The organism is Klebsiella pneumoniae (assembly GCF_000742135.1).
In the GTDB taxonomy this organism is placed as follows: Bacteria; Pseudomonadota; Gammaproteobacteria; order Enterobacterales; family Enterobacteriaceae; genus Klebsiella; species Klebsiella pneumoniae.
Genome location: NZ_KN046818.1, coordinates 4,314,423 through 4,339,114, shown reverse-complemented (window position 1 = coordinate 4,339,114; position 24,692 = coordinate 4,314,423). Strand labels below are relative to the sequence as shown.

The 24,692-nt window shown below is 58.0% G+C and carries 20 protein-coding genes and 1 pseudogene; 8 read left to right on the top strand and 13 right to left on the bottom strand.

Going from position 1 to position 24,692, the window contains the following annotated elements:
* The first annotated feature begins 28 nt into the window (after nucleotides 1-28).
* Nucleotides 29-1,774: a D-lactate dehydrogenase gene (dld, locus tag DR88_RS05215; protein ID WP_002912827.1), complete on the top strand. Its 1,746-nt coding sequence runs from the start codon at nucleotides 29-31 to the stop codon at nucleotides 1,772-1,774.
* Between the two features lie 85 nt (nucleotides 1,775-1,859).
* Nucleotides 1,860-2,414 carry a GNAT family N-acetyltransferase gene (locus DR88_RS05220; RefSeq protein ID WP_002912829.1) on the top strand — a complete coding sequence of 185 codons (555 nt, stop codon included), beginning with the start codon at nucleotides 1,860-1,862 and terminating at the stop codon, nucleotides 2,412-2,414.
* Between the two features lie 576 nt (nucleotides 2,415-2,990).
* On the opposite strand, the gene pbpG is transcribed toward DR88_RS05220, so the two are convergent.
* Both pbpG and DR88_RS05230 read right to left on the bottom strand, forming a co-directional pair.
* A complete protein-coding gene (gene pbpG / locus DR88_RS05225) occupies nucleotides 2,991-3,941 on the bottom strand; it encodes a D-alanyl-D-alanine endopeptidase (RefSeq protein ID WP_025862285.1) in 951 nt (316 codons plus the stop codon).
* Nucleotides 3,942-4,129: 188 nt separating this feature from the next.
* Entirely contained in the window at nucleotides 4,130-4,717 is a 588-nt protein-coding gene (locus DR88_RS05230; protein ID WP_002912831.1) for a Yip1 family protein, read from the bottom strand.
* A 154-nt stretch (nucleotides 4,718-4,871) separates the two neighbouring features.
* Here DR88_RS05230 and DR88_RS05235 point away from each other — a divergent pair, with 154 nt between their 5' ends.
* A complete protein-coding gene (locus tag DR88_RS05235; protein ID WP_025862286.1) occupies nucleotides 4,872-5,441 on the top strand; it encodes a DedA family protein in 570 nt (189 codons plus the stop codon).
* 33 nt (nucleotides 5,442-5,474) lie between these two features.
* On the opposite strand, the gene mdtQ is transcribed toward DR88_RS05235, so the two are convergent.
* On the bottom strand, nucleotides 5,475-6,914 hold the full coding sequence (mdtQ, locus tag DR88_RS05240; RefSeq protein ID WP_004149095.1) for a multidrug resistance outer membrane protein MdtQ: 1,440 nt from the start codon (nucleotides 6,912-6,914) through the stop codon (nucleotides 5,475-5,477).
* Between the two features lie 128 nt (nucleotides 6,915-7,042).
* On the opposite strand from mdtQ, the gene DR88_RS05245 reads away from it, so the two are divergent.
* Complete coding sequence (locus tag DR88_RS05245; protein WP_004175087.1) at nucleotides 7,043-7,777, top strand: class I SAM-dependent methyltransferase; 735 nt, start codon at nucleotides 7,043-7,045, stop codon at nucleotides 7,775-7,777.
* A 33-nt stretch (nucleotides 7,778-7,810) separates the two neighbouring features.
* On the opposite strand, the gene DR88_RS05250 is transcribed toward DR88_RS05245, so the two are convergent.
* The 5 genes and pseudogenes from DR88_RS05250 to dusC form a co-directional block, all read right to left on the bottom strand.
* On the bottom strand, nucleotides 7,811-9,205 hold the full coding sequence (locus DR88_RS05250; RefSeq protein ID WP_004149097.1) for a glycoside hydrolase family 1 protein: 1,395 nt from the start codon (nucleotides 9,203-9,205) through the stop codon (nucleotides 7,811-7,813).
* 15 nt (nucleotides 9,206-9,220) lie between these two features.
* Nucleotides 9,221-11,195 (bottom strand): annotated as a pseudogene (gene bglF, locus DR88_RS05255) (PTS beta-glucoside transporter subunit IIABC).
* Nucleotides 11,196-11,225: 30 nt separating this feature from the next.
* The gene (gene bglG, locus DR88_RS05260; RefSeq protein ID WP_002912842.1) at nucleotides 11,226-12,059 is read right to left on the bottom strand and encodes a transcriptional antiterminator BglG; all 834 of its coding nucleotides are present in this window, start codon (nucleotides 12,057-12,059) and stop codon (nucleotides 11,226-11,228) included.
* Nucleotides 12,060-12,214: 155 nt separating this feature from the next.
* Entirely contained in the window at nucleotides 12,215-13,579 is a 1,365-nt protein-coding gene (locus tag DR88_RS05265) for a carbohydrate porin (RefSeq protein WP_004149100.1), read from the bottom strand.
* Nucleotides 13,580-13,935: 356 nt separating this feature from the next.
* Nucleotides 13,936-14,868: a tRNA dihydrouridine(16) synthase DusC gene (dusC, locus tag DR88_RS05270; protein ID WP_002912862.1), complete on the bottom strand. Its 933-nt coding sequence runs from the start codon at nucleotides 14,866-14,868 to the stop codon at nucleotides 13,936-13,938.
* A 357-nt stretch (nucleotides 14,869-15,225) separates the two neighbouring features.
* On the opposite strand from dusC, the gene DR88_RS05275 reads away from it, so the two are divergent.
* The 4 genes from DR88_RS05275 to sanA all read left to right on the top strand — a co-directional run bounded on the left by DR88_RS05275 (nucleotide 15,226) and on the right by sanA (nucleotide 18,321).
* Nucleotides 15,226-15,624 (top strand): CidA/LrgA family protein, encoded by a 399-nt coding sequence (locus DR88_RS05275; RefSeq protein WP_004175078.1) that lies wholly within the window; start codon nucleotides 15,226-15,228, stop codon nucleotides 15,622-15,624.
* Nucleotides 15,621-16,316: a CidB/LrgB family autolysis modulator gene (locus tag DR88_RS05280; RefSeq protein ID WP_025861584.1), complete on the top strand. Its 696-nt coding sequence runs from the start codon at nucleotides 15,621-15,623 to the stop codon at nucleotides 16,314-16,316. Before DR88_RS05275 ends, DR88_RS05280 begins: the two co-directional genes overlap by 4 nt.
* A gap of 128 nt (nucleotides 16,317-16,444) precedes the next feature.
* A complete protein-coding gene (gene cdd / locus DR88_RS05285) occupies nucleotides 16,445-17,329 on the top strand; it encodes a cytidine deaminase (protein WP_004200488.1) in 885 nt (294 codons plus the stop codon).
* 275 nt (nucleotides 17,330-17,604) lie between these two features.
* The gene (gene sanA, locus DR88_RS05290) at nucleotides 17,605-18,321 is read left to right on the top strand and encodes an outer membrane permeability protein SanA (RefSeq protein WP_002912870.1); all 717 of its coding nucleotides are present in this window, start codon (nucleotides 17,605-17,607) and stop codon (nucleotides 18,319-18,321) included.
* Between the two features lie 70 nt (nucleotides 18,322-18,391).
* Here sanA and mglC read toward each other — a convergent pair whose 3' ends face one another.
* The 5 genes from mglC to yeiB form a co-directional block, all read right to left on the bottom strand.
* Nucleotides 18,392-19,402, bottom strand: coding sequence for a galactose/methyl galactoside ABC transporter permease MglC (gene mglC, locus DR88_RS05295; protein WP_002912871.1), 1,011 nt, complete (start codon nucleotides 19,400-19,402; stop codon nucleotides 18,392-18,394).
* 15 nt (nucleotides 19,403-19,417) lie between these two features.
* A complete protein-coding gene (gene mglA, locus DR88_RS05300) occupies nucleotides 19,418-20,938 on the bottom strand; it encodes a galactose/methyl galactoside ABC transporter ATP-binding protein MglA (RefSeq protein WP_002912876.1) in 1,521 nt (506 codons plus the stop codon).
* Between the two features lie 118 nt (nucleotides 20,939-21,056).
* Nucleotides 21,057-22,055 (bottom strand): galactose/glucose ABC transporter substrate-binding protein MglB, encoded by a 999-nt coding sequence (gene mglB, locus DR88_RS05305; protein WP_032443976.1) that lies wholly within the window; start codon nucleotides 22,053-22,055, stop codon nucleotides 21,057-21,059.
* 296 nt (nucleotides 22,056-22,351) lie between these two features.
* The gene (gene galS / locus DR88_RS05310) at nucleotides 22,352-23,374 is read right to left on the bottom strand and encodes an HTH-type transcriptional regulator GalS (protein WP_004149105.1); all 1,023 of its coding nucleotides are present in this window, start codon (nucleotides 23,372-23,374) and stop codon (nucleotides 22,352-22,354) included.
* Between the two features lie 155 nt (nucleotides 23,375-23,529).
* Entirely contained in the window at nucleotides 23,530-24,687 is a 1,158-nt protein-coding gene (gene yeiB, locus DR88_RS05315) for a DUF418 domain-containing protein YeiB (protein WP_004149106.1), read from the bottom strand.
* Nucleotides 24,688-24,692 lie beyond the last annotated feature (5 nt).

The window sequence follows — 24,692 nt, the reverse complement described above, 5'->3', positions numbered from 1 at the left end:
TTTCGCGCACCACCACAAGGAGTGGAACATGTCATCTGCACCCACTGACACCCATAAAACGTTTCTGGCTGACCTGGCGCGCCTGGTTGGCCCTTCGCATCTGCTGACCGACCCGGCAAAAACCCAGCGCTACCGCAAAGGCTTCCGCTCCGGTCAGGGCGAGGCCCTGGCGGTTGTCTTTCCCGGTACCCTGCTGGAGCTCTGGCGCGTGCTCAACGCCTGCGTAGACGCCGATAAAATTATTCTGATGCAGGCGGCCAACACCGGCCTGACCGAAGGTTCGACCCCCAACGGCAATGATTACGATCGCGAGATCGTGATTATCAGCACCCTGCGCCTGGACAAACTGCATCTGCTGGACAAAGGCGAGCAGGTGCTGGCCTGGCCCGGCACCACCCTCTATTCGCTGGAAAAAGCGCTCAAACCGCTGGGACGCGAACCGCACTCGGTGATCGGTTCGTCATGCATCGGCGCATCGGTCATCGGCGGGATCTGCAACAACTCCGGCGGCTCGCTGGTGCAGCGCGGGCCGGCCTACACTGAGATGTCGCTGTTCGCGCAGATTGACGCCGACGGCAAGCTGAAGCTGGTCAATCATCTGGGCATCGATCTCGGCAGCACGCCGGAGCAGATCCTCAGCCGCCTCGATGACGAACGGATTAGCGATAGCGATGTCCTGCACGACGGCCGCCACGCCCACGATCACGACTATGTCACCCGCGTGCGCGATGTCGATGCCGACACCCCGGCGCGCTATAACGCCGACCCGGACCGCCTGTTCGAATCCTCCGGCTGCGCCGGCAAGCTGGCGGTTTTCGCCGTGCGTCTCGATACTTTCCCGGCGGAAAAGCGCCAGCAGGTGTTTTACATTGGCACCAACCAGCCGCAGGTATTGACCGAGATCCGCCGTCATATCCTCGCTGAGTTCCAGCATCTTCCGGTGGCGGGGGAATATATGCACCGCGATATTTACGATATCGCCGAGAAGTATGGCAAAGACACCTTCCTGATGATCGACAAGCTCGGCACCGACAAAATGCCGTTCTTCTTCACCATGAAGGGGCGCACCGACGCGATGCTGGAGAAAGTCTCGCTGTTTAAGCCGCACTTTACCGACCGCTTTATGCAGAAGCTCGGCCACGTCTTCCCGGCACATTTACCGGAGCGGATGAAAACCTGGCGTGATAAATATGAACATCATCTGCTGCTGAAGATGGCTGGCGACGGCATCGAAGAAGCGCAGCGTTGGTTGACGGAGTACTTCCAGCAGGCCGAGGGGGATTTCTTCGCCTGTACGCCGGAGGAAGGCAGCAAGGCGTTCCTCCATCGCTTTGCCGCCGCCGGCGCGGCGATCCGCTATCAGGCGGTGCATGCCGACGAAGTCGAAGATATTCTGGCGCTGGATATCGCCCTGCGCCGTAACGATACCGAGTGGTTCGAACATCTGCCGCCCGAAATCGACAGCCAGCTGGTGCATAAGCTCTACTATGGCCACTTTATGTGCCATGTGTTCCATCAGGATTACATCGTCAGGAAAGGGGTCGACGCCCACGCGCTGAAGGAAAAAATGCTGGAGTTACTGAAAGCGCGCGGCGCCCAGTACCCGGCGGAGCATAACGTGGGTCATCTGTATGAGGCCCCGGAGAGCCTGCAGCAGTTCTATCGCCAGAACGATCCGACCAACAGCATGAACCCGGGGATTGGTAAAACCAGCAAGCAGAAATACTGGGGTGAAGCGGCCCCGACGCCAGCCTCTCCGGCGGATCCGCAATAATCGACGGCAGGACTATTCAGCCTGGCGCTTCTGTATTACGCTGCACGCCGGAGAATGTTTCTCCGGCAGATTCAGGAGCGCCGCCATGCCCGCAGAGGCCCCGTTACTCGACAGTGATTTAGAAATTCGCGAAGCGCTGCCCGACGATGCGCACGCCATCGCCGCGCTGTATGTCTGGCACGTGCTTAATGGCCGCGCCTCCTTCGAAGAGATCCCCCCCACCGTTGACGAAATGCGTAAACGGATCCAGACCGTGCGCGACAACGGGCTGCCGTGGCTGGTAGCGCTGTGGCGCGGGGCTATCGTCGGCTACTGCTATGCCACCTTCTATCGCCCGCGTCCGGCCTATCGCTACACCCTCGAGGAATCGATATACGTGGAATCCGGAATGGGCGGACGCGGCATCGGCAGCGCGCTGCTGTCCAGGCTAATCGCTGAGTGCGAGAAAGGCCCGTGGCGGCAGATGCTGGCGATCATCGGCGATGGCCATAACAATGCCGGCTCGCTGGCGATCCATAAAAAGTTCGGCTTTACCGTGGCGGGTCAGCTGCGCAGCGTCGGCTACAAGATGGGCGACTGGCGGGATACGTTGATTATGCAGCGCGCGCTGGGTGACGGAGACTGGACGCTGCCGGAGTGATATCCGGCGCCAAATCCCCGGCTCGCGGCGTAAACGCCTTAGCCGGGCTATCGTTCAGCGCGGTTCCGGAGAGGCGTCAGCCGCCATCCTGCACAAACACCGGCACTCGGCCTGATTGCCCGGCGGCGCTGCGCTTGCCGGGCCTACGAAAGGGGCAAACCCGGCGCCAAATCACGTAGGCCGGATAAGGCGCGAGCCGCCATCCGGCACATACGCGGCACGGTGTCGGGTATATTGTCCGGCGGCGCTGCGCTTGCCGGGCCTGCGAAGGGGATGAACCCGCCGCCAAATCACGTAGGCCGGATAAGGCGCGAGCCGCCATCCGCCACACACGCGGCACGGTGTCGGGTATATTGCCCGGCGGCGCTGCGCTTGCCTGGCCTACGAAGGGGATGAACCCGCCGCCAAATCACGTAGGCCGGATAAGGCGCGAGCCGCCATCCGCCACAAACACCGGCACTCGACCTGATTGCCCGGCGGCGCTGCGCTTGCCGGGCCTACGAAGGGGATGAACCCGGCGCCAAATCACGTAGCCCGGATAAGGCGCAATGCGCCGCCATCCGGGAGACATGCAGATTAATCGTTCTGCGCGGTCTGCGCGCCGCCTTTCAGCATCGCCTCCGCCATCTGCGCTTCGCGCTGCTTTTTATAGGTCAGCGCCGAGGCGGGTACCGGCATCACCTTCCCGGTTTCAATCCAGGTCCGCAAGCGGCTGGCGTCAGCGAAGTGGGTATATTTGCCGAAGGCATCCATCACCACCAGCGCCACCGGACGTTGGTTAATCACCGTGCGCATAATCAGGCAGTGGCCGGCAGCGTTGGTGAAGCCGGTTTTGGTCAGCTGAATGTTCCAGTTATCGCGATACACCAGATGGTTGGTGTTGCGGAACGGCAGGCTGTAGGCCGGATGAGCGAAGGTGGCGGTCTCTTCTTTGGTGGTGCTCAGCTGGCCGATCAGCGGATACTGCTCGCTGGCGATCAGCAGTTTGGTCAGATCGCGGGCGCTGGAGACGTTATGCACCGACAGGCCGGTGGGCTCCACGTAGCGGGTATGGGTCATGCCCAGCGCCTGGGCTTTGGCGTTCATCGCGCGAATAAAAGCGTCGTAGCCGCCCGGATAGTGATGCGCCAGGCTGGCGGCCGCTCGGTTCTCGGAAGACATCAGCGCCAGCAGCAGCATATCGCGGCGACTAATCTGGCTGTTGAGGCGCACGCGGGAGTAGATCCCCTTCATTTCCGGCGTATGGCTGATATCCACCGTCAGCATCTCATCCAGCGGCAGATGGGCATCGAGCACCACCATGGCGGTCATCACTTTGGTGATCGACGCCATCGGGCGCACCAGATCCGGCTGACTGGCATAAATGATTTTTTTCGTGGCCAGATCGACGATCATGGCGCTGCCGGAGGCAATTTCCGGCTGCGAGGCGGTCACCGCCGTCGGGGTTTTTGCTAACGCCTGGGGCGCAAAAGGCACAGCCAGCAGCAAGGTCAGGCTGAGCAAAGAGACTCGAAATTTCGGCATCATGGGCATTCTGAAAAGTATTTTTGCACGTTATGGAACGTACGCCGCGAGGTTAAGTGGGCAACTTCGCTGGCAAACGCCATCATACCGCGCCGTAAGGCCCTGTGCCTAATAAGAATCGTGAAGAAATGCTGCATTGCCGACATAAAATACATATTTGCCGGCAATGCATATTTACCCGTGTCGCCCGATCAGAAGAGTCGGTAGCCATACCCCCAGAGCACCACGGTGATGGCCAGCAGCACTTCCAGCACCAGTACCCCAATAGCTAGCGTCGAGCTGGCAAAGCTTAACCCCTCTTCCCGATTAATGCTCAGGAAGGTCGGAATGCCGAGATACAGCAGATACCCGGTATAGAACAGCGCAATAGTACCGACCAGCGCGCACAGCCAGACCAGCGGATAGAGCGCCACAATCCCGCTCAGAAACAGCGGGGTGGCGACGTAGCCGGCAAACACCATGCAGCGTTTCAGGGAAGGCTGCTGCGGATACTGCCTCGCCATCCACCAGATGACCCGCCCCATGATCGCCACCCCGGCGAGCATCACGGCGTAAAACAGCACCGCCAGCGCCAGTCCGGTCAGCATCGACAGTTTAATCACGGTGCCATCGCCGAAGTTCCAGCCCAGCTGCGTGGTGCCGATAAAGGCGCAGATTACCGGAACCGCCGCCATCAGCAGCACATGATGCGTATAGTGATGAGAAATGGTTTCATTCTCGCTCTTAATCACGCTCATTTCCCGGTTGGGATGAGCGAAGAGCCCCCAGACATGGTTCATAGCGTCCCCCTTGTCACGGCTTCGTACTGCACTGATCCAAGTATAATTCACCCTGTAGATTATTTTATGTACAGCACAGAAAATTCTGCGTCGCCGCGTTTTGGTCAGCAGGGTGTATGATTAAGAGGTGATGAGGTAAGGAGAAAAGCTTTTTATGGATATCAATCACCTGATTTCCCAGTATGGCTACGCGGCGCTGATCGTCGGCAGCATGGCGGAAGGTGAGACCATTACCCTGCTGGGCGGCGTCGCGGCGCATCAGGGGCTACTGAAATTTCCCCTAGTGGTGATCGCCGTCGCCCTCGGCGGGATGATTGGCGATCAGCTACTCTATCTGGTCGGCCGCCGCTTCGGGGGACGCATCCTGCGCCGTTTCGCCAGTCAGAAAGCGCGGATCCGTAAAGCGCAGCGTATGATCCAGCACCGGCCGTGGCTGTTTGTCATCGGCACCCGCTTTATGTATGGCTTCCGGGTAATCGGCCCCCTGCTGATCGGCGCCAGCCGCCTGCCGCCGCGCATTTTCCTGCCGCTGAATATTGTCGGAGCGCTGGTGTGGGCCCTGCTGTTTACCACCATTGGCTATCTCGGCGGCGAGGTGGTTGGCCCGTGGCTGCATCATCTGGACGCCCATCTGAAGCACTGGATCTGGCTGATCCTCGCGGTGGTGGTGGTGGTGGCCGCCCACTGGTGGCTCAGGCAGCGCGAAAGTAAGAAGAAAGACTAAGCGGCGCGCCCGCGGGCGCACCGTGGTTGGCGGTTACTTCACCGTCTGGTGGTAGCCGCCGCCGAGGGCCGAGGTCAGTTGAATGCTGGCGTCAATCCACTGGCCGTGCAGGCGCAATGCGGTGATCCGCTCCTGCAGCGCCGGGAGCTTCGCCATACTGACTCTGGAGCCAGGTAAGATCCCCGCCGCCATTCGGGCCTGCGCCAGATCCACTACCCGCTGAGCGTCTTTTTCAACCTGCTGCTGCTGCTGGCTTTTGGCCATTAATGTTTCGACCTGGCTGGCGGTTTTCGCCACCTGGTTAACGGCATCCACCACCGCTTTGTTGTACTGGGCGATCGACAGGCTATTCTGCGCGCTGGCGATATCCAGGTTGGCGTTAAGGCGGCCGCTGTCAAAGATCGGCAGCGTCAACCCGGCAGTAACGCCCATCTGCTGCGCCGAATGGCGGAAAAGATCGCTTAAGTGCAGGGCATCCTGCTGCAGGAACGCCATCAGATTGATGTCCGGATAAAACGCCGCTTTCGCCGCGTCCACTTCGCTCAGGGACGCCTCAATATACCAGTGGGCGACCTGCAGATCCGGGCGGCGCGCCAGCAGCTCATAGCCGAGGGTATCTGGCAGCTGCGCGCTGACCGTTGGCAGGCTTGCGGGTTTGAGGTTTAGCGACTGGCTCTGGCTGTTGGTCAGGGCCATCAGCCGCGCTTCAATCTCTTTCATCGTGCCCGTCACGTCCGCCAGCTGCTGGTCGGTTTTGCTGACGTTAATATCGTTCTCCGCCCCTTCGGCGGAGTTAGTGATCCCGCGCTGATACAGGGCCTTGTCGACCGTCACAATATTATTTTGCTCGTTTTTCACCTGCTGCAGCACCGCTTTGATCGCCGCTTCCGTCTGCCACTGCCAGTACAGACGCGCCACGCTGCCGGAGAGCAGCTCACGGGTCTGGGCCTGTTCAGCAACCTGGGCTTTCAGCTCGCCGATACGCGCTTTCACCAGCGCACGGTTTTTTCCCCACAGATCGAGATCCCAACCGGCGGTCAGGCCAAAGGTACCGTTGGTGTACCACGGGCCGGTATTGCCGTCGGTGTCGGTAGCAAACGGTCCCATCAGGCCTTCGGCCGACATGCGCTGGCGTTCAATATCGGCGGAGAAATCCATCTCCGGGCCAAGATTCGCCTGCGACATTCGCGCCTGCGCTTCGGCAAGCCTGATGCGCTGTTCGGCAATCTGCATATCCGGCGCGTTGGCCAACGCTCGCTGAATCAGATTATTAAGCTGTGGGTCATGGTAATCTTTCCACCAGTCAGTCTGCGGCCAGCCATTTTTCACGGCGGCAGGGAGATCCATGGAAACATGGGAGGCTGGAATTTGCTGCTGCGGCGGATTAGCAACCTCATGAGATGGCGCGCAGCCAGCCAGCGCGATGGCCAGGGGCAATGCCGCCAGCACGCTTTTATTTAATATCAATTTCATTGGACAGGTCAGATAACTTAATCAGGTTGGTTATCATAAGTTAATTGAATTAAACGCGTTTAGTAAAGCGTGTGACTAAATTATTAGTTTGCTAAAAATAAACAACCTTATCAATTCAAGGGATGAATATGAGCCAGAATATTTATGACGACCCGCAGTTTTTTGCCGGCTATGCGACCCTCGATCGCTCGGTGAAGGGGCTGGAAGGCGCACCGGAGTGGCCTTCCCTGCAGGCAATGTTGCCGCCGATAACCGGTTTGCGGGTGGTGGATCTCGGCTGCGGCTACGGCTGGTTTTGCCGCTGGGCACAGCAGCAGGGAGCCAGCCAGATAACCGGTTTTGATATCTCCCAGCGGATGCTGGCGCAGGCGCGGGAGATGACCCGCGGGGATGAGATTGTCTACCGCTACGCCGATCTGCAAACCCTGACGCTGCCCGCCAACAGCTGCGATCTGGTCTACAGCTCGCTGGCGCTGCATTATTTACCGGACATTGCCCCGCTCTTCGCCACCCTGCAGCAGGCGCTGGTTCCCGGCGGCACCCTGGTCTTTTCCGCCGAACATCCCATCTATACCGCCCCCTTGCAGCAGGGCTGGCGGGTGGATGAGCAGGGGCAAAAAAGCTGGCCGGTCAGTCACTATCAGCAGGAGGGTGAGCGCGTCAGCAACTGGTTTGCCGAGGGCGTCATCAAGCAACATCGCAAGCTCTCAAGCTGGATAAACGCGCTTATCGCCGCGGGTTTTGTGCTGGAGCAGTTGGATGAGTGGGGTCCGAGCGCCGAACAGATTGTCCAACAGCCCGCCCTGGATGAAGAGAAAGAACGTCCGATGATCTTTTTACTGCGCGCGCGTAAACCGGGCTAACCCCCCGCCCGGCGATGGCCGGGCGGGCATCCTTTAGGCTTTCAGGCTGGCGCCGCGGCTGGCAATCACCTCTTTATACCAGCCAAAGCTCTTCTTCTTACTGCGCGCCAGGGTGCCGGTACCGTCATCATGGCGGTCGACATAGATAAAGCCGTAGCGCTTCGACAGCTCCGCCTTTGAGGCGCTCACCAGGTCAATCGGTCCCCAGCTGGTAAAGCCCATCAGCTCAACGCCATCGTCAATGGCTTCCCGCGCCTGCACCAGGTGGTCGTTCAGGTAACTGATGCGGTAGTCATCGTTAATGCTGCCGTCGGCTTCCACCTTATCTTTGGCGCCCAGACCGTTTTCCACGATAAACAGCGGCTTCTGGTAGCGATCCCACAGCACGTTCAGCAGCGTGCGCAGGCCCAGCGGGTCTATCTGCCAGCCCCACTCCGAGCTCGCCAGGTGCGGGTTCGGCACCATGCTGAGAATATTGCCGCGCGCCTGCTGGTTCAGCGCCTCGTCGGCGGTGACGCAGCCGGTCATGTAGTAGCTGAAGGAGATAAAGTCGACGGTGGTTTTTAGCGCTTCACGATCGGCGTCGGTGATGGTGAGCGTGATGCCGTTGTCACGGAAATAGCGCTGCATATAGCCCGGGTACGCGCCGCGCGCCTGTACGTCGCCGAAGAACTGCCAGCTGCGGTTCTCCTGCAGCGTCTCAAACACATCCTCCGGTTTGCAGCTCAGGGGATACATCAGCCCGCCGAGCAGCATATTGCCGATTTTGCCCTCAGGCACCAGCTCATGACAGGCTTTGACCGCCAGCGCGCTGGCCACCAGCTGGTGGTGAATCGCCTGATACACCTCGCCTTTGCTGCTGCCGGCCGGCAGGCCGACGCCGGTCATCGGGGCATGCAGCGACATATTGATTTCGTTAAAGGTCAGCCACAGTTTGACCTTATTTTTATAGCGGCTGAACACCGTCCGGGCGTAGCGCTCAAAGAAGCCAATCACCTCCCGGCTGCCCCAGCCGCCATAGTTTTTTACCAGCGCCCATGGCATTTCATAATGCGACAGCGTCACCAGCGGGGTGATGTTGTGCTTCGCCATCTCGTCGAACAGCTTGTCGTAGAACGCGAGGCCGGCTTCGTTCGGCTCGGCGTCGTCGCCGTTGGGGTAGATGCGGGTCCAGGCGATGGAGACTCGCAGGCAGTTAAAGCCCATCTCGGCAAACAGGGCAATATCTTCCGGATAGCGATGGTAAAAATCGATCGCCACATCTTTTATGCCGCTGTCGCCGGGTACACGCTCGACCACTTCGCCGAAAACGCCGTGCGGCTGCACATCGGAGGTGGATAAGCCTTTGCCATCTTCCAGATAAGCACCTTCCACCTGATTGGCCGCGGTCGCGCCGCCCCATAAAAAATCCGTCGGGAATGTTTTCATCTTTTTCTCCTGTGATTAATGGCTGACTGACAACAGCGGCTGACCGGCTTCGACGGTGCTGGACGCCACCGTATCAATCTCCCGGTAGTCGTCGCTGTTGCTGATAATGATCGGGGTCACCAGGTCGTAGCCGGCGTCCAGAATCGCCTGGCGATCAAACTCAATCAGCAGATCGCCGGCCTGTACCCTGTCGCCCTCTTTCACATGCGCGGTAAAGGGCACGCCGTCGAGTTTGACCGTGTCGATGCCGACGTGGATCAGCAGCTCAATGCCGCTGTCGCTTTGCAGGCCGATGGCGTGTTTAGTCTGAAACAGGGAGGCCACTTCGCCCGGGAACGGGGCAATCACTTGGCCCACCGCCGGGATAATGGCGACCCCTTTACCCAGCAGGCCGCTGGCGAAGGTGCTATCCGGCACCTGCTCGAGGGCGATAACGCTGCCGCTCATCGGCGCCAGAATATCGTTTGCCGAGGCCGGGGCTACCGTCACGGCGCCCGGTGCAGCGCTGGCGCGCGGCAGGCCGGCGAAGAAGGTCAGCACGCAGGCGAGCACGAAAGCCACGCCGGTGCCGATAAGCCCGCCCCAGACGCTGGCGTCAATCCCGCCGGGCGGGATCATCTGCGCCGGGAAAAAGATATTCGGCACGCCGAACGAGTAAGCATGACTATTACTGAAGGCGGTGATCGCCCCGCCGATGGCGCCGGCGATACAGCCGAAGATAAACGGACGACGCAGCGGCAGGGTCAGACCATAGATAGCCGGCTCGGTGATGCCAAACAGCCCCGCAGAGAAGGCGGAACCGGCCAGCATCCGCTGACGCGCATCGCGGGTGGCCAGCAAAATCCCCAGAACCGCCCCCACCTGGGCAATCACCGCCGGAAGAATAATCGGCAGCATGGAGTCGTGACCAAGTACCGTCATGTTGTTGATCATCAACGGCACCAGCCCCCAGTGCAGGCCAAAAATAACGCACACCTGCCACATGGCGCCCAGTACCGCGCCCGCCAGCCATGGGGCAAACGCATAAATGAACTGGTAGCCGTTGGCCAGCAGATGGCTCAGCCAGGTGGCGACCGGGCCAATCACCAGGAAGGTGAGCGGGACCACCACCGCCAGGCAGATCGCCGGGCTGAAGAAGTTTTTCATCGATGACGGCAACAGCGCATTGCTCTTGCGCTCCAGCCAGCAGGAGACCCATGAGGCGAGAATAATCGGGATCACTGATGAGCTGTAGTTGATAAAGGTCACCGGAATGCCGAGAAAGTGCTCCACCGCCGCGCCCGGCGCCTGGCTGGCCTCAAAGGCCTGAATCATCAGCGGGTGGGTTAACGCCCCGCCAATCACCATCGAGATAAACGGGTTGCCGCCAAACTTCTTCCCGGCGGTATAGCCAAGAAACAGCGGGAAGAAAAAGAACAGCGCGTCGCTGGCGGCAAACCAGATTTTATAAGTCCCCTGCTCCGGCGTAAGCCAGCCGCAGGTCACCGCCAGCGCCAGCAGGCCTTTCAGCAGACCGGTTGCCGCCATCACGCCGATAAACGGTGTAAAGATGCCGGAGATGATGTCGATAAGCTGGCTTAACACCGATCCTTTGGCCGCTTTTTCCTCGGCAACCGGTTCGTTGTCATCGCTCAACCCCGCCTCCTGGCGCACCGCCAGCCAGACGTCGTGAACGTGGTTGCCAATCACCACCTGAAACTGGCCGCCGCTCTCCACCACCATAATCACGCCCGGATTGGCCTTCAGCCCTTCGGCATCGGCTTTGCCGTTATCCTTCAGTTTAAAACGCAGACGTGTCGCACAGTGAACCAGACTCACAATGTTCTCTTTGCCGCCGACGCGGCTGAGAATATCCTGCGCGAGTGCTTTATATTCCATGCTCTTTTCCTTACTGCCGCTGCCCGCAGACAACCGGCGACTGAGTAGTAAAAAATAAAAAAACCCGAGAACCACGCCGGTGGGCGTCGCGCTCAGGTTTTGCCTGCATCATGCAGTAACAATCCAGTTTTGTTGGGGAGAATTAACGCCCCTCTTTTCTTACCCGTTCGATATGAATGGCAAGAAACATAATTTCTTCGGTGGTCAGCGACCGCTGATACTGCTTTTGCAGATGCGTCGCCACCGTTTCCGCACACTTCCACGCTTTGGCGTAGTTATCTTTCACCGCGCTGTGCAGCGAGACGTCGTCATCTTCCACCACCGTGCGCGTCAGCATCCGCTGGGCGAAAAACTTCAGGTGGGTGACGAAACGCTGATAGCTCAGCGACTCTTCATCGTAGTTAAGCTGCAGCTGATACTTCACCAGCTGCAGGATCTCCTGCATCACCCGGGTCACGTGCATGACCTCCGGCATTTCGCTGTTGAGCTGCGCCGTCACCAGATGCAGGGCGATAAATCCGGCTTCGTCCTCCGCCAGCTCCACGCCGAGCCTTTTGGCAATGATGGCCCTTGCCTCCTGGCCCAGCGCGAACTCCTTCGGATACAGCCGCTTAATCTCCCACAGCAGCACGTTACGCAGTGCGATGCCCTTTTTCTGCCGCTCGATAGCAAAATGACAGTGATCCGTTAACGTGATGTACAAACTTTCCTGTAACTTGCCCAGCCGTCCGCGTGCCAGGTCGATAATGCGATCGCAGGTGGTCATCACTTCTAACGGTATCTGACTGAGCAGCTCGCCTAAGCGGCCGACCAGCTCATCGCTTTGTAAGGCGAAAACTTTTTCAATTTTACTGTCGTCCAGCACGTCGCCCGGGCGTTTCTGAAAGGCCAGCCCTCGCCCCATCACCACCTGTTCGCGCCGGTGCTCGTCGAGAACCACCACCACATTGTTATTGAGTACTTTGGCGATTTGCATATAGACCCCAGAAACAAAAAAACCTGACCCCCGACGAAACGCCAGGTGATCAGGTTTTGCCTGCCGCAGCAGTTGCAATCCAACACCCGCACTGTAACAACTTCTGCTGCGCGCTCAACCTGACAAGTGAAAAAACGTGATTAAGATCGCGACTATCAGAAGGTCACGACGGTTTTCCACTCCACTACCCACGCATCCTGGGTCTGCGCGACGCCGCCCGGACGGTGCCAGTACTGCAGGCCCGGCTGCAGCTCCAGCCAGGAGACCGGGCGGAAGCGATAATAGAGCTCACCGTTCAGCGAATGACCGGCCACCGGCTGGTAAGCCGGATCGTTATAGTCGGTGGCGCCGCTTATCTGATTCATATAGCGCTGATTACGTGCGTAGTGGCTGCTCATGTCGATCCACGTCAGGCCGAAGCCAATCCAGTCCTCCGGGCGGGCGTCAAACAGACCGCGGTAGCGCATGGAGGCGGCGACGGCGGAGTGGATATAGTTGCTGCGCTGGTCGCTGAGGCTGCCGCTCAGTGAGACGCTCATTCCCCGCAGCGGGTCGTCGGCGTGGCGGGTGATCTGCTGGTTCAGGCCGGCGTACATAAACCAGGTGCTGTCGTGCTCGGCGTAACCTTGCGGATCGGTCGCCCCGGCGCCGCCGGATTTACCGCTGTAGAGGTCGCTCTGCGGCGCGTTAGTCCAGACCACGCCAAGGTTATAGGCTCCCGGCAGGCCATTAATCAGCGGACGGGTTTCGATCTCCATCGGCAGTAAGATGCCTTTGCTACCCTTCGTCGACCAGCTCCACGCGTGGCTGCGCGCGGTAGCCTGCGGGTTTTGCTCCATCACTCCGCCTTTCAGGGTGACGGTCGGCGTCAGCTTGTACTCCAGGGTGGTGCCCCAGGTGTGAATGTTCCAGTTATTCCAGGTCAGCGAGTTGGCCGATTTCCCGCCGCACTGGGTCAGCAGCTGAAAATCGCAGGGAATGATCTGGTCGAAGGTTTGCACCTTGTTCATCATGCCGATGCGCCAGGTCAGGCGGCGGTCGTCAAAGCTGCGGGCAAAGGTGAGCCAGCCAAGGCGGGTAATCGACCCGCCGCTCCAGCTCTCCTGCGATAGATCGTTGAAACTCACCCGCGGATCCTGCAGCCGTTTCGTGGTGAGATTATCATCGTGGTTGCGGTTGACGATATTGCCCTCAAGCCGCGCGTCCGGTATGCCGGTCCAGCGCTCCAGATCCTGGGTAAAGGTCAGCGCCACCTGGTCAATATAGGCCAGGTGTTTATCATGGTCATAACCGCCGCCGGCGTTGTAGGCCATCTCGTTAAGATAGCCGAGATTATAATGAAAGCCGTTTTCTTCAAGGATCGGACGAATGCCTAGCATATCGCCCAGCAGCCCTTGCTGCCCGGCTTCAAACCCCAGCGCGCTGCCGTTCCACGCCGGGATGTCCGCGGCGCTCACGGCAGGCGCCATGGCCGCCAGCATAGCGCCGATCAAAAGCTGATTTATTTTTTTGTTATGCATTGTGATATCCACCGTGACTGAATAAAAACAAAGGGGATCCCCAGGCTATTTATTTACCCGTTTTCTTTTTTTAAAAATGAATGGCAAAAAGCGTCCGTCGGTAATAAAACCGCGACAATGCCAGAGAAATCGTTATTCACATCTCATTGTTTTACATCATCATTTTATCCACCCTGAATTTTTACCAAAAAAAAACCTAAGCACTTTGCGCCACGAATGACGAAAGTGCTTAGGTTTTGCCTGAGTTCAGTAGCAATCCTGAATTGATTGACCGCACATTATCACTTTATTCAACCCATGCCTATCATCAATAGGCATGCAAGTAATAATATGTGAAGCGAATAACAGTATGGCGGTTAATAGCGGCCGATCGCCGCCGCTATTTCAGCAGACGTTTGCAGGGCGCGAATTTCATTAAACAGGGTCAGCGCCTCGGTATATTCCTTGCGTAAATAGCCTAACCACTGCTTAATTCTCGCCACATGATACAGACCGGTATCACCCTGCTTTTCCAGGCGGGTATATTTTTGCAACAGCTGGACCACCTGCGGCCACGGCATGCGCGGTTCATTGTATTTGATCACCCGGCTGAGGTTCGGCACATTGAGCGCCCCGCGGCCAATCATCACCGAATCGCAGCCGGTGACAGCCATACAATCCTGGGCGCTTTGCCAGTCCCAGATTTCACCGTTGGCGACCACCGGGATAGTCAGGCGCTGGCGGATCTCGCCGATCGCCTGCCAGTTGATGCGTTCGGCTTTGTAGCCATCTTCTTTGGTACGGCCGTGAACCACCAGTTCGCTGGCCCCCGCCTGCTGCACCGCGTCGGCGATTTCAAAGCGCCGTTCACCGCTGTCCCAGCCAAGACGAACTTTCACCGTCACCGGCAGATGCTCGGGAACCGCCTCTCGCATGGCTTTCGCGCCGCGATAGATCAACTCTGGATCTTTCAGCAGCGTTGCCCCGCCGCCGCTGCCGTTTACCAGCTTCGACGGACAGCCGCAGTTTAAATCCACCCCCCATGAACCCAGCGCCACCGCGCGGGCGGCATTTTCCGCCAGCCACTCGGGATATTGTCCCAGCAGCTGGACGCGTACGCGGGTTCCGGACGGCGTGCGGCTCTGGTGATGCAGTTCCGGGCATAGCCTGTAGAACGATTTTACCGGCAGCAGTTGATCCACCACGCGCAGAAATTCGGTGATGCAGAGATCGTAATCGTTAACCTCGGTCAGCAGCTCGCGCACCAGCGAATCGAGCACGCCTTCCATCGGCGCCAGTAGAACACGCATATCGTTACCCGGAAAAAAAAGAGGCGCTATGGTAGCGCCTACGGGCGCTGGTTGAAAGCGCTCAATGCGTCGGACCAGACGCACGCCGTTCCCCGCACGCTCGATGCGGCAAAGCGGCGAGATAATCTCTATGCTTTACAGGGGTCTGTGGCGTCCCATTCGCCTTTATTTGCCGCGCCTCATCCAGCAAGGTAGCGTGGGGAGCGATCCCGCCTGAGCCGCAAGGTGTCGGGCCCTGACGGGTGAGACTATGGTTCCCGTAAGCTATCAGCGCTATGCATAGAATTCATGATGTGATCGGTAGCACATTTTAGGGATTAATTGTATGATGAATGCACTTCATCAAGGGTTATTACCATGAGTAAATCGCTGACTATTATCTGGCAGTACCTGCGGGCTTTCGTCCTGATTTACGCCTGCCTGTACGGCGGAATTTTTATCGCCGGGCTGCTGCCTATCACTATCCCCGGCAGCATCATCGGCATGCTGATCCTCTTCGTGCTGCTGGCGCTGCAAATTATGCCGCCGCAATGGGTCAACCCCGGCTGTAATATCCTGATCCGCTATATGGCGCTGCTGTTCGTGCCGATCGGCGTTGGGGTGATGCAGTACTGGGATCTGCTGCGCGCCCAGCTGGGGCCTGTCGTTATCTCCTGCGCCATCAGTACGCTGGTGGTGTTTGTAGTGGTGAGCTGGAGCTCCCATTTGGTGCATGGCGAACGTAAAGTGATTGGCCAAAAAGGAAAAGAAGAATGATGCATGAAATCTGGTGGTCGCTACCGCTAACCCTGATCGTCTTTTTTCTCGCCCGCAAACTGGCGGCCCGCTTTAAGTTCCCGCTGCTCAACCCGCTGCTGGTGGCGATGGTGGTGATTATTCCATTTCTTCTGCTGACCGGGATCTCCTATGAGCGTTATTTTGCCGGCAGCAAAGTCCTGAACGATCTACTGCAGCCGGCGGTAGTGACCCTTGCGTTCCCGCTGTATGAACAGCTGCACCAGATCCGCGCCCGCTGGAAATCTATCATTACCATCTGCTTTATCGGCAGCTGCGTGGCGATGATCACCGGCACCACCGTCGCTCTGCTGATGGGCGCCACGCCGCAAATCGCCGCCTCTATTCTGCCTAAGTCAGTCACTACGCCGATTGCTATGGCGGTTAGCGGCAGCATCGGCGGCATTCCGGCCATCAGCGCCGTGTGCGTAATTTTTGTCGGCATCCTCGGCGCGGTATTTGGGCATACGTTGCTTAACCTGATGCGCATTCGCACCAAAGCGTCGCGCGGCCTGTCAATGGGCACCGCCTCGCACGCCCTCGGCACCGCCCGCTGCGCCGAGCTGGACTATCAGGAAGGCGCGTTTAGCTCACTGGCGCTGGTGCTGTGCGGGATCATCACCTCGTTGATGGCGCCGTTCTTATTTCCGCTGATCCTCGCAGTGGTAGGTTAATGGTGATTTAAATCACATTTTTTTAATACAACAAATCGGAGTTGCATAAAGAATGAGATATTCATCACATATGGAACCGCTGGCCGCCCGTACACTGGCTTCCCATTACACTGTTATGAGGCAACGCTATGCACTCACGTTTTCAAGCTGCTTTGACGACTCTGGCAGCAGATCTGCAGGCGGCCATCGCCCCGATGCTCGCCGACCCGCATTTCCCGGCGCTGCTCGAAGCCGATCAGGTGGCGACGCTGCAGCATGCGACAGGTCTGGACGAAGACGCGCTGGCTTTTGCGCTACTGCCGCTTGCCGCTGCCTGCGCGCGCCCCGACCTTTCTCATTTTAACGTCGGGGCTATCGCCCGCGGCGTCAGCGGCCGCTGGTACTTTGGCGGCAACATGGAGTTTCTCGGCGCTACCATGCAGCAGACCGTTCACGCGGAACAGAGCGCCATCAGCCACGCCTGGCTGCGCGGCGAGACCTCCCTGCGCGCTATCACGGTGAACTACACGCCGTGCGGTCATTGCCGTCAGTTTATGAACGAACTGAACAGCGGGCTGGCGCTGCGCATTCATCTGCCGGGTCGCGAAGCGCATGCTCTGGAGCACTATCTGCCGGACGCCTTTGGCCCGAAAGACCTCGAGATCAAAACCCTGCTGATGGATGAACAGGACCATGGCTACCCGGTGAGCGGCGATGCCCTGACCCAGGCAGCTATTCAGGCCGCCAACCGCTGCCATGCGCCCTACAGCCACTCGCCTTCCGGCGTGGCGCTGGAGCTGAAAGACGGTACCATTTTCAGCGGTAGCTATGCGGAAAACGCAGCGTTCAACCCGACGCTGCCGCCGCTGCAGGGGGCGCTGAATCTCCTGAGCCTCAACGGCTATGATTATCCCGCTATCCAGCGGGCAATCCTGGCGGAGAAAGCCGACGCGGCGCTGATCCAGTGGGATGCCACCGTCGCCACCCTGAAGGCGCTGGGCTGCCACAATATTGAGCGCGTCCTGTTAGGTTGATCAGCCTGAGCAGATTGCCGGACGGCGTCTTCGGCTTATCCGGCCGACTTTTTATACCGTTAGGTGTCGGGTGGCGCTACGCTTACCCGACCTACGGTTCGCGCCATGGCGAGCTGAAGATCCCTATGCCGGGTGTCGGCTCACGCCTTACCCGGCCTGCATTCGGCGATCTGTCTATATTGCTGAAAATCCCCGCAATCAAACGCGGGTTTCTTGCGCTTACCCGGCGGGTAAAGTAGCCTGAAGACTCCGTTGTCTATTATTGAGCCAAGTTCATGTTAAAGCGTGCGTTCTACAGCCTGTTAGTCCTGCTCGGCCTGCTGCTGTTGACCGTGCTGGGCCTTGACCGCTGGATGAGCTGGAAAACCGCGCCCTATATCTATGATGAACTGCAGGACCTGCCCTACCGTCAGGTCGGTGTGGTGCTGGGCACCGCCAAATATTACCGCACCGGCGTCATCAATCAGTATTACCGTTACCGCATCCAGGGTGCGCTGAACGCCTACAACAGCGGCAAGGTCAACTATCTCCTGCTGAGCGGCGATAATGCTCTGCAAAGCTACAATGAACCGATGACCATGCGTCGGGACCTGATTAAAGGCGGCGTCGATCCCGCGGATATCGTACTGGACTATGCCGGTTTCCGTACCCTCGACTCGATCGTCCGTACCCGGAAAGTGTTCGACACCAACGACTTCATTATCATCACCCAGCGCTTCCACTGCGAACGGGCGCTGTTTATCGCCCTGCATATGGGGATCCAGGCCCAGTGCTACGCGGTGCCGTCGCCGAAGGATATGTGGAGCGTGCGGCTGCGCGAGTTCGGCGCCCGCTTTGGCGCGCTGGCGGACCTCTATATCTTCAAACGGGAACCGCGCTTTCTCGGCCCTCTCATCCCGATTCCGGCGCAGCAGCATGACGTGCCGGATGACGCCCAGTCCTACCCGGCCGTGACCCCGGAGCAGCTGCTGGAGCTGCAGAAAGAAAAGTAGCCTCCATCAACGCATTCGTTTCAGATATAAAAAAACCCGCGCCAGGCGCGGGTTTTTGATGCGTTCAACCTTATTTCTTACGGGCGTATTTCAGGGAGTCCAGCGCCACGGCGAAGATAATAATCGCCCCCTTAATAATGTACTGCCAGTAAGGGTTGACGCCGATATAGGTCAGGCCGTAGTTGATGACGGTGAAGATAATCACCCCGGTCACCACGCCGAATACGGTCCCTACCCCGCCGCTGAACGATACGCCGCCCACCACACAGGCGGCGATGGCGTCCAGTTCATACATAAAGCCGAGGTTATTGGTCGCCGAACCGATACGTCCGGCTTCCAGCAGGCCGCCGAAGGCGTAGAACACGCCGGAGAGGGCATAGATCATCAGCAGGTTTAACGCTACGTTAACCCCGGAGACCTTCGCCGCTTCCGGGTTACCGCCGATAGCGAAAATGTTTTTGCCAAAGCGCGTCTTGTTCCACAGGATCCAGACAAAGAAGACGGCAATCAGCGCGTAGAAGGTAATGTAGGACAGGCGGAAGGAGCCCAGCGCCACAAACCCCTGCGCGAAATGGGAGAAGTGGCTGTCGAAGCCGGAGATCGGCGACGCGCCCACGAAGTCGTAGTACAGCGAGTTAATGCCGTAGACGATAATCATGGTGCCGAGAGTGGTAATAAACGGCGTCACGTTCAGGTAGGCAATGACGATCCCGTTAATCAGGCCGATGACCGCCCCGATGGCGCACACCAGCAGGATCACCAGCGGGATCGGCATGGTCGCCATATCCGGGAATACCTTATTGGCATTATCCACCGCCTGCAGCATGGTGGCGGCAATCACCGCCGCCAGACCCACCTGACGGCCGGCGGAGAGGTCGGTCCCCTGCGTTACGATAAGTCCGGCCACGCCGAGGGCAATAATAATACGCACCGAGGACTGGGTCAGAATATTACTCAGGTTGAGCAGACTTAAAAATGTCGGATCCTGGAAAATAATAATGGCCAGCAGGACCAGAAGGACAACATATATCCCACCCTCTTTCAGGTAAGTGAGAAAACTCTTTTTATTTAACGCACTCATGTGAAGCCCCTGATCTTAAAGGTGCAATGACGCAAGACGCAGTATTTCGTTTTGCGTGGTGGTTTTAGTCTCAACAATGCCCGCGACCAGGCCGTTGCTCATCACCAGAATGCGGTCGGTAATCCCCAGCAGTTCCGGCATTTCGGAAGAAATAATAATGATCCCTTTGTCTTTTTTAGCCAGTTCGGCAATCAGCTGATAGATTTCAAACTTGGCGCCGACGTCGATACCGCGCGTTGGCTCATCCAGCATCAGGATCTCCGGCTGGGTCAGCAGCCAGCGGCCTATAATGACCTTTTGCTGGTTACCACCGGAAAGCGAGCCAATCTGCGTATGCTGACCGGGGGTTTTGACGCGCATCGAGTCAATAACCCATTGGGTATCGCTCTTCATTCGCGAGTTATCCAGCAAGCCGACGCTGTTTTTATATTTCTTAATATTGGAGATCAGCGAGTTAAACCCGATATCCAGATAGGCGTAAATCCCGGTAGAGCGCCGCTCCTCGGTCACCAGCGCAAAACCGTGGTTAATCGCCTCGTTGGCGCTGTGGTTGTTGATCTTCTTGCCGTGCAGCGTGATGGTGCCGCTGGCCTTCTCACGGATGCCGAACAGGGTCTCCACGATGTCGGTGCGTTTAGCGCCCACCAGGCCGGCGATACCGAGAATTTCGCCCTTATGCAGGTCAAAGGAGACATCGCGAATGGAGGGCTGGCGCAGCGAGGTGAGATTGCGCACCTGGAGGATCACTTCGCCCGGAGTGTTTTCGCGATCCGGAAAACGCTGGTTAAGCGAACGCCCGACCATCATGGCGATGATCTTATCCATATCCAGCCCTTCCAGCGGCTGGGTGGCGATCCACTGGCCGTCGCGCAGGATGGTTATTTCATCGCACAACTGGAAAATTTCTTCCATTTTATGCGAGATATAGACGATACCGCAGCCGCGATCTTTCAGCTTACGGATGATCTTAAACAGATGGTTGACCTCTTTTTCCGTCAGCGATGACGTCGGCTCATCCATGATGACGATTTTGGCGTCATAGGAAAACGCCTTCGCGATCTCAATCATCTGCATCTGAGATACCGATAAGGTACCGACGCGGGCGCGCGGATCGATATCAATATCCAGCTCATCAAAAATGGCCTTGGTATCCCGGTACATTTTGTCCTGATCGACAAACATGCCTTTAGTTGGATAGCGCCCGAGCCACATGTTATCCATGACCGAACGCTGTAATACCAGGTTTAATTCCTGATGCACCATCGAAATACCGTTTTCCAGGGCTTCTTTCGCCGAATGGAAATCGATCTCTTTTCCCTGAAAAAGAATGCTACCGGAATCTTTTTGATAGATCCCAAAAAGGCATTTTAATAATGTCGATTTACCGGCGCCGTTCTCACCCATTAACGCATGAATGGAGTGCGGACGAACCTTCAGGTTGACATTATCAAGAGCCTTGACGCCAGGAAACGATTTGTTGATGTTGCTCATCTCCAACAAATATTCGCCTGACCGTTCGCTATTATTGCTGACCATAGTTATACCTGGCTGCGTTCATGCAAGCCCCGTCCGGCGCACTAGCGCCAGCAGGAGTCTGGTTCTGTATCAGGAATAATCGGGCGTGGATAACCCACGCCCGCAACTCACATCACGATTATTTGCCGGTAAACTGGCTCAGGTTGTCTTTATCGACGCCCACGTAGGGGACGCGAACAATCTTGTTGTCAATTTTCCAGTTGGTGCCTGCCGCGGCGTCTTTCCCGTCGGCAAGGTTTTTCGCCAGCTCGAAGGTCGCTTTCGCCTGGTTGTTGGCATCGTTCAGCACAGTACCGGCCATCGCGCCGGATTTCACCAGCGCAAGGGCTTCCGGCAGGGCATCAACGCCGAACACCGGAATGCTGCTCTTGTTGTGCGCTTTCAGCGCTTCAACCGCGCCCATCGCCATGGCGTCGTTGTTAGCGATCACCACTTCAATCTTGTTGGCATTCGGGCCGGAGAGCCAGGCGTCCATTTTGTCTTTCGCCTGGGCGGTATCCCACATCGCGGTATCCAGCTGCAGCTGCTGGGTCTTCAGACCTTTATCATTCAGCTCTTTAATAACGTAAGTGGTACGCGCTTCCGCATCCGGATGGCCCGGCTCGCCTTTCAGCAGAACGTACTGGACCTGACCGTCTTTATTCAGATCCCAGTTCGGGTTGGCTTTCCAGTGCTTGGCGATCAGATCGCCCTGAATAATCCCCGACTCTTTCGAGTCGGTACCGACGTAATAAGCCTTGTCATAACTATCCAGCGCTTTGCGGGAAGGCTCTTTGTTGAAGAACACCACCGGAATATTCTGCCCGCGCGCCTTTTCAATCACCGTACCTGCGGCGGCCGGGTCAACCAGGTTAATCGCCAGCGCCTTCACGCCTTTCGCCAGCAGCACGTCAATCTGATCGTTTTGTTTCGACTGGTCGTTCTGCGAATCATTCATCAACAGTTGGACGTCTGGCGCGGATTTGCCATCTTTTTCAATCGCCTTACGCACTACCGACATAAAGTTGTCGTCATATTTATAAATCGTCACGCCGATACGGGTATCTGCTGCGTGTGCGGCGGCGCCAAATAACAGACCAGCCATTACAGCAGACAGGGTAAACACCTTCTTATTCATGGAATCTCCGGTTTTATTATGCAGGGTCATTATTGTGAGAAAATGCAGGCGGGATTTGTTGCATTAGTGTTACCGCACAACGCATTTCACGACGAAAATTCGGTCTTCCGTGTCGGGTAACGCTCCAGAAAAATACGACTGTAAAACTCGTTTAACGCCTTGTTCCTACTAAATAAAGTGAGGAATATCCATCACCTCGTGGTTCAGACTGGTAAACGCTGCCATCATAATCAGGCGAATGTTAATATACTGTGAATTTACTCACAAATTGAAAGCGGTTACATCCCGCGATCGCGTCAGTTAGTGATCGGCCCCACAGTTTGCCTCTGGGCAACGGAATGACGGCGCACCAGCGTCGGCATAAAGCAGTGCGTCGCCTCGCGATCCAGCTTGCCGCCCGCCCCCAGCAGCGCCAGCTCGGTGGCCAGCTTTGCCATCGACATTACCGGATAGCGCACGGTGGTGAGCTGAGGATCGGTGTAACGGGAAATTGGAATATCATCAAAGCCAATCAGCGACAGATGCTGCGGCACGACAATGCCGTTGTCCTTCAGCGTCGTCAGCGCGCCGGCCGCCATGCTGTCGTTATAGGCAAACACCGCGGTGAGGCCGAGATTGCGCCCCAGCAGTTCGACCATCGCCGCTTCACCGCCCTGCATATCCGGGGAGCCGGAACCGATCCAGCTGTCCGGGGCGATGATGCCTTGCTCCTGCAGCGCTTTGCTCCCCCCTTCCCGGCGCATATCGTCATCTTCAATGCCGTGGTTTGAGGAGAGATAGCCGATGCGCTGGTGACCATGATTGAGCAGCATACGGGTGGCCATCAGCGCGCCGCTGACGTTGTCGAGTCCGACGCAGCGATGGGCATACCCCGGCACGATGCGGTTGATCAGCACCATCCCCGGGATATGTTGCATAAAGTCGCTCAGTTCATCATCGCTCAGCGCTTTCGAATGGACGATCAGCGCCGAGCAGCGCTGACGGATCAGCACCTCGATGGCGTGACGCTCTTTTTCCGCCTCGTGATAGCTGTTGCCGATCAGCACATATTTCTGATGCTGCTGAGCAACGGTATCCACTGCTTTCACCAGCGCGCCGAAGAAGGCATCGGAGACGTCCATCACCACTACGCCGATGGTATCGCTGACCTGGGTGGCCAGCGCCTGGGCGTTGGCGTTGGGCCGGTAGCCCAGTTGGGTCACCGCTTTCATCACCACGTCGCGCGTATCCGGACTCACCAGCGCGCTGTTATTCAGCACCCGCGACACGGTGGCCACGGAAACGCCCGCCTGGCGGGCGACATCACGAATGGTGATCATACTCAGCGACCTTAAGAGAATTACAGCACGTCACATTCACCTCCTGTGCTTAGCAAGGAGGCTATTCTGGCAGCGACCCGCGGTCCGCTGCGTGAGTGAGGTCACACGGCTGGAAACGTTTACATCCGTTTTGTTAATGATTGTGATCGAGATCGTTATCTGGATGTGTCTTTCAATGATGTGCCTGACGCACGCAGGGTTAACTGACGCCACAGCCATTCCACCGGCCCCTGGCGGAAGCGGCGCAGCCAGAGCGATGAGACAAGGAGGTTAACGGCCCAGATGGGGGGGACAAAGGCCAGCAGCTGCAGACGATCGAAGCGCATAAACAGCCCAAGATGATAAAACAGGGTGGTGCAGATCAGGGTCTGCAGCAGGTAGTTGGTCAGCGCCATGCGTCCGACGCAGGCGATAGCGCCCACCAGGCGGAAACGGCAGAGCTGCGGCCAGTAGCCCCAGGCCAGCGCGGCATAGCCGATAGCCTGCAGCGGGGCGCTAAGTTCGCGCGGCGCCTGCAGTAAAAACGCGCACCAGCGATAGTCCCAGGCCAGATACCACTGGGCGAATATTGCCGGCAGATTGACCGCCATGCCGGCCGCCACCAGCAGCGCGCCGGTACGCCGGTAGTGACGCAGGCTAAACTGTCCCTTCAGCCAGCCGCTGCGCATCAGCGCCGCGCCCATCAGCATCATCCCCGCCAGCTGCCAGCCATACTGCGCGCCCAGCGCCAGCAGATTGTCAGATAGCATATCCGCCCGGTTGCTGACCGCCTCCATGCCACCGTGCAGCTTCCAGTACTGCTCATACTGCAGGTTCGCCGCGTCCGGCGCCCACGAGCGATTCGCTGCGGTCCCGGAGATCATCCCCAACAGGACCAGCACCGCAATGCCGGTGAGGTAGAGCACCACCCCGGTGTTGAACAGCGATTTGACATGGTGCGCCTCACGCACCATGCGCCAGCTCACCAGCCCCACCAGGGCATAGGCCAGCAGAATATCGCCATCCCAGAAAAAAAGACCGTGAATGAAACCGAGCAGCGCCAGCAGCGTCAGCCGCGACTGGATCCAGCGCTTCCCTCGCGGAAGCAATAGCTGAAGACCGGCGCCAAACAGCAGCGCGAACAGGGTGAGAAACTTCACCTGCGCCAGCAGGTCGAGGAGCGCCCAGGTCCAGGCATCGCTAAGGGACGCGCTTCCTGACCAGGCGGGATTGAGATAAGCGGCCTTCGGCAAGCCGAAGGCGCTGATATTGAGAAGCAGGATACCGAGGATGGCGACGCCGCGGACAAAGTCCAGCGTGACATTTCTCTCCATGCACC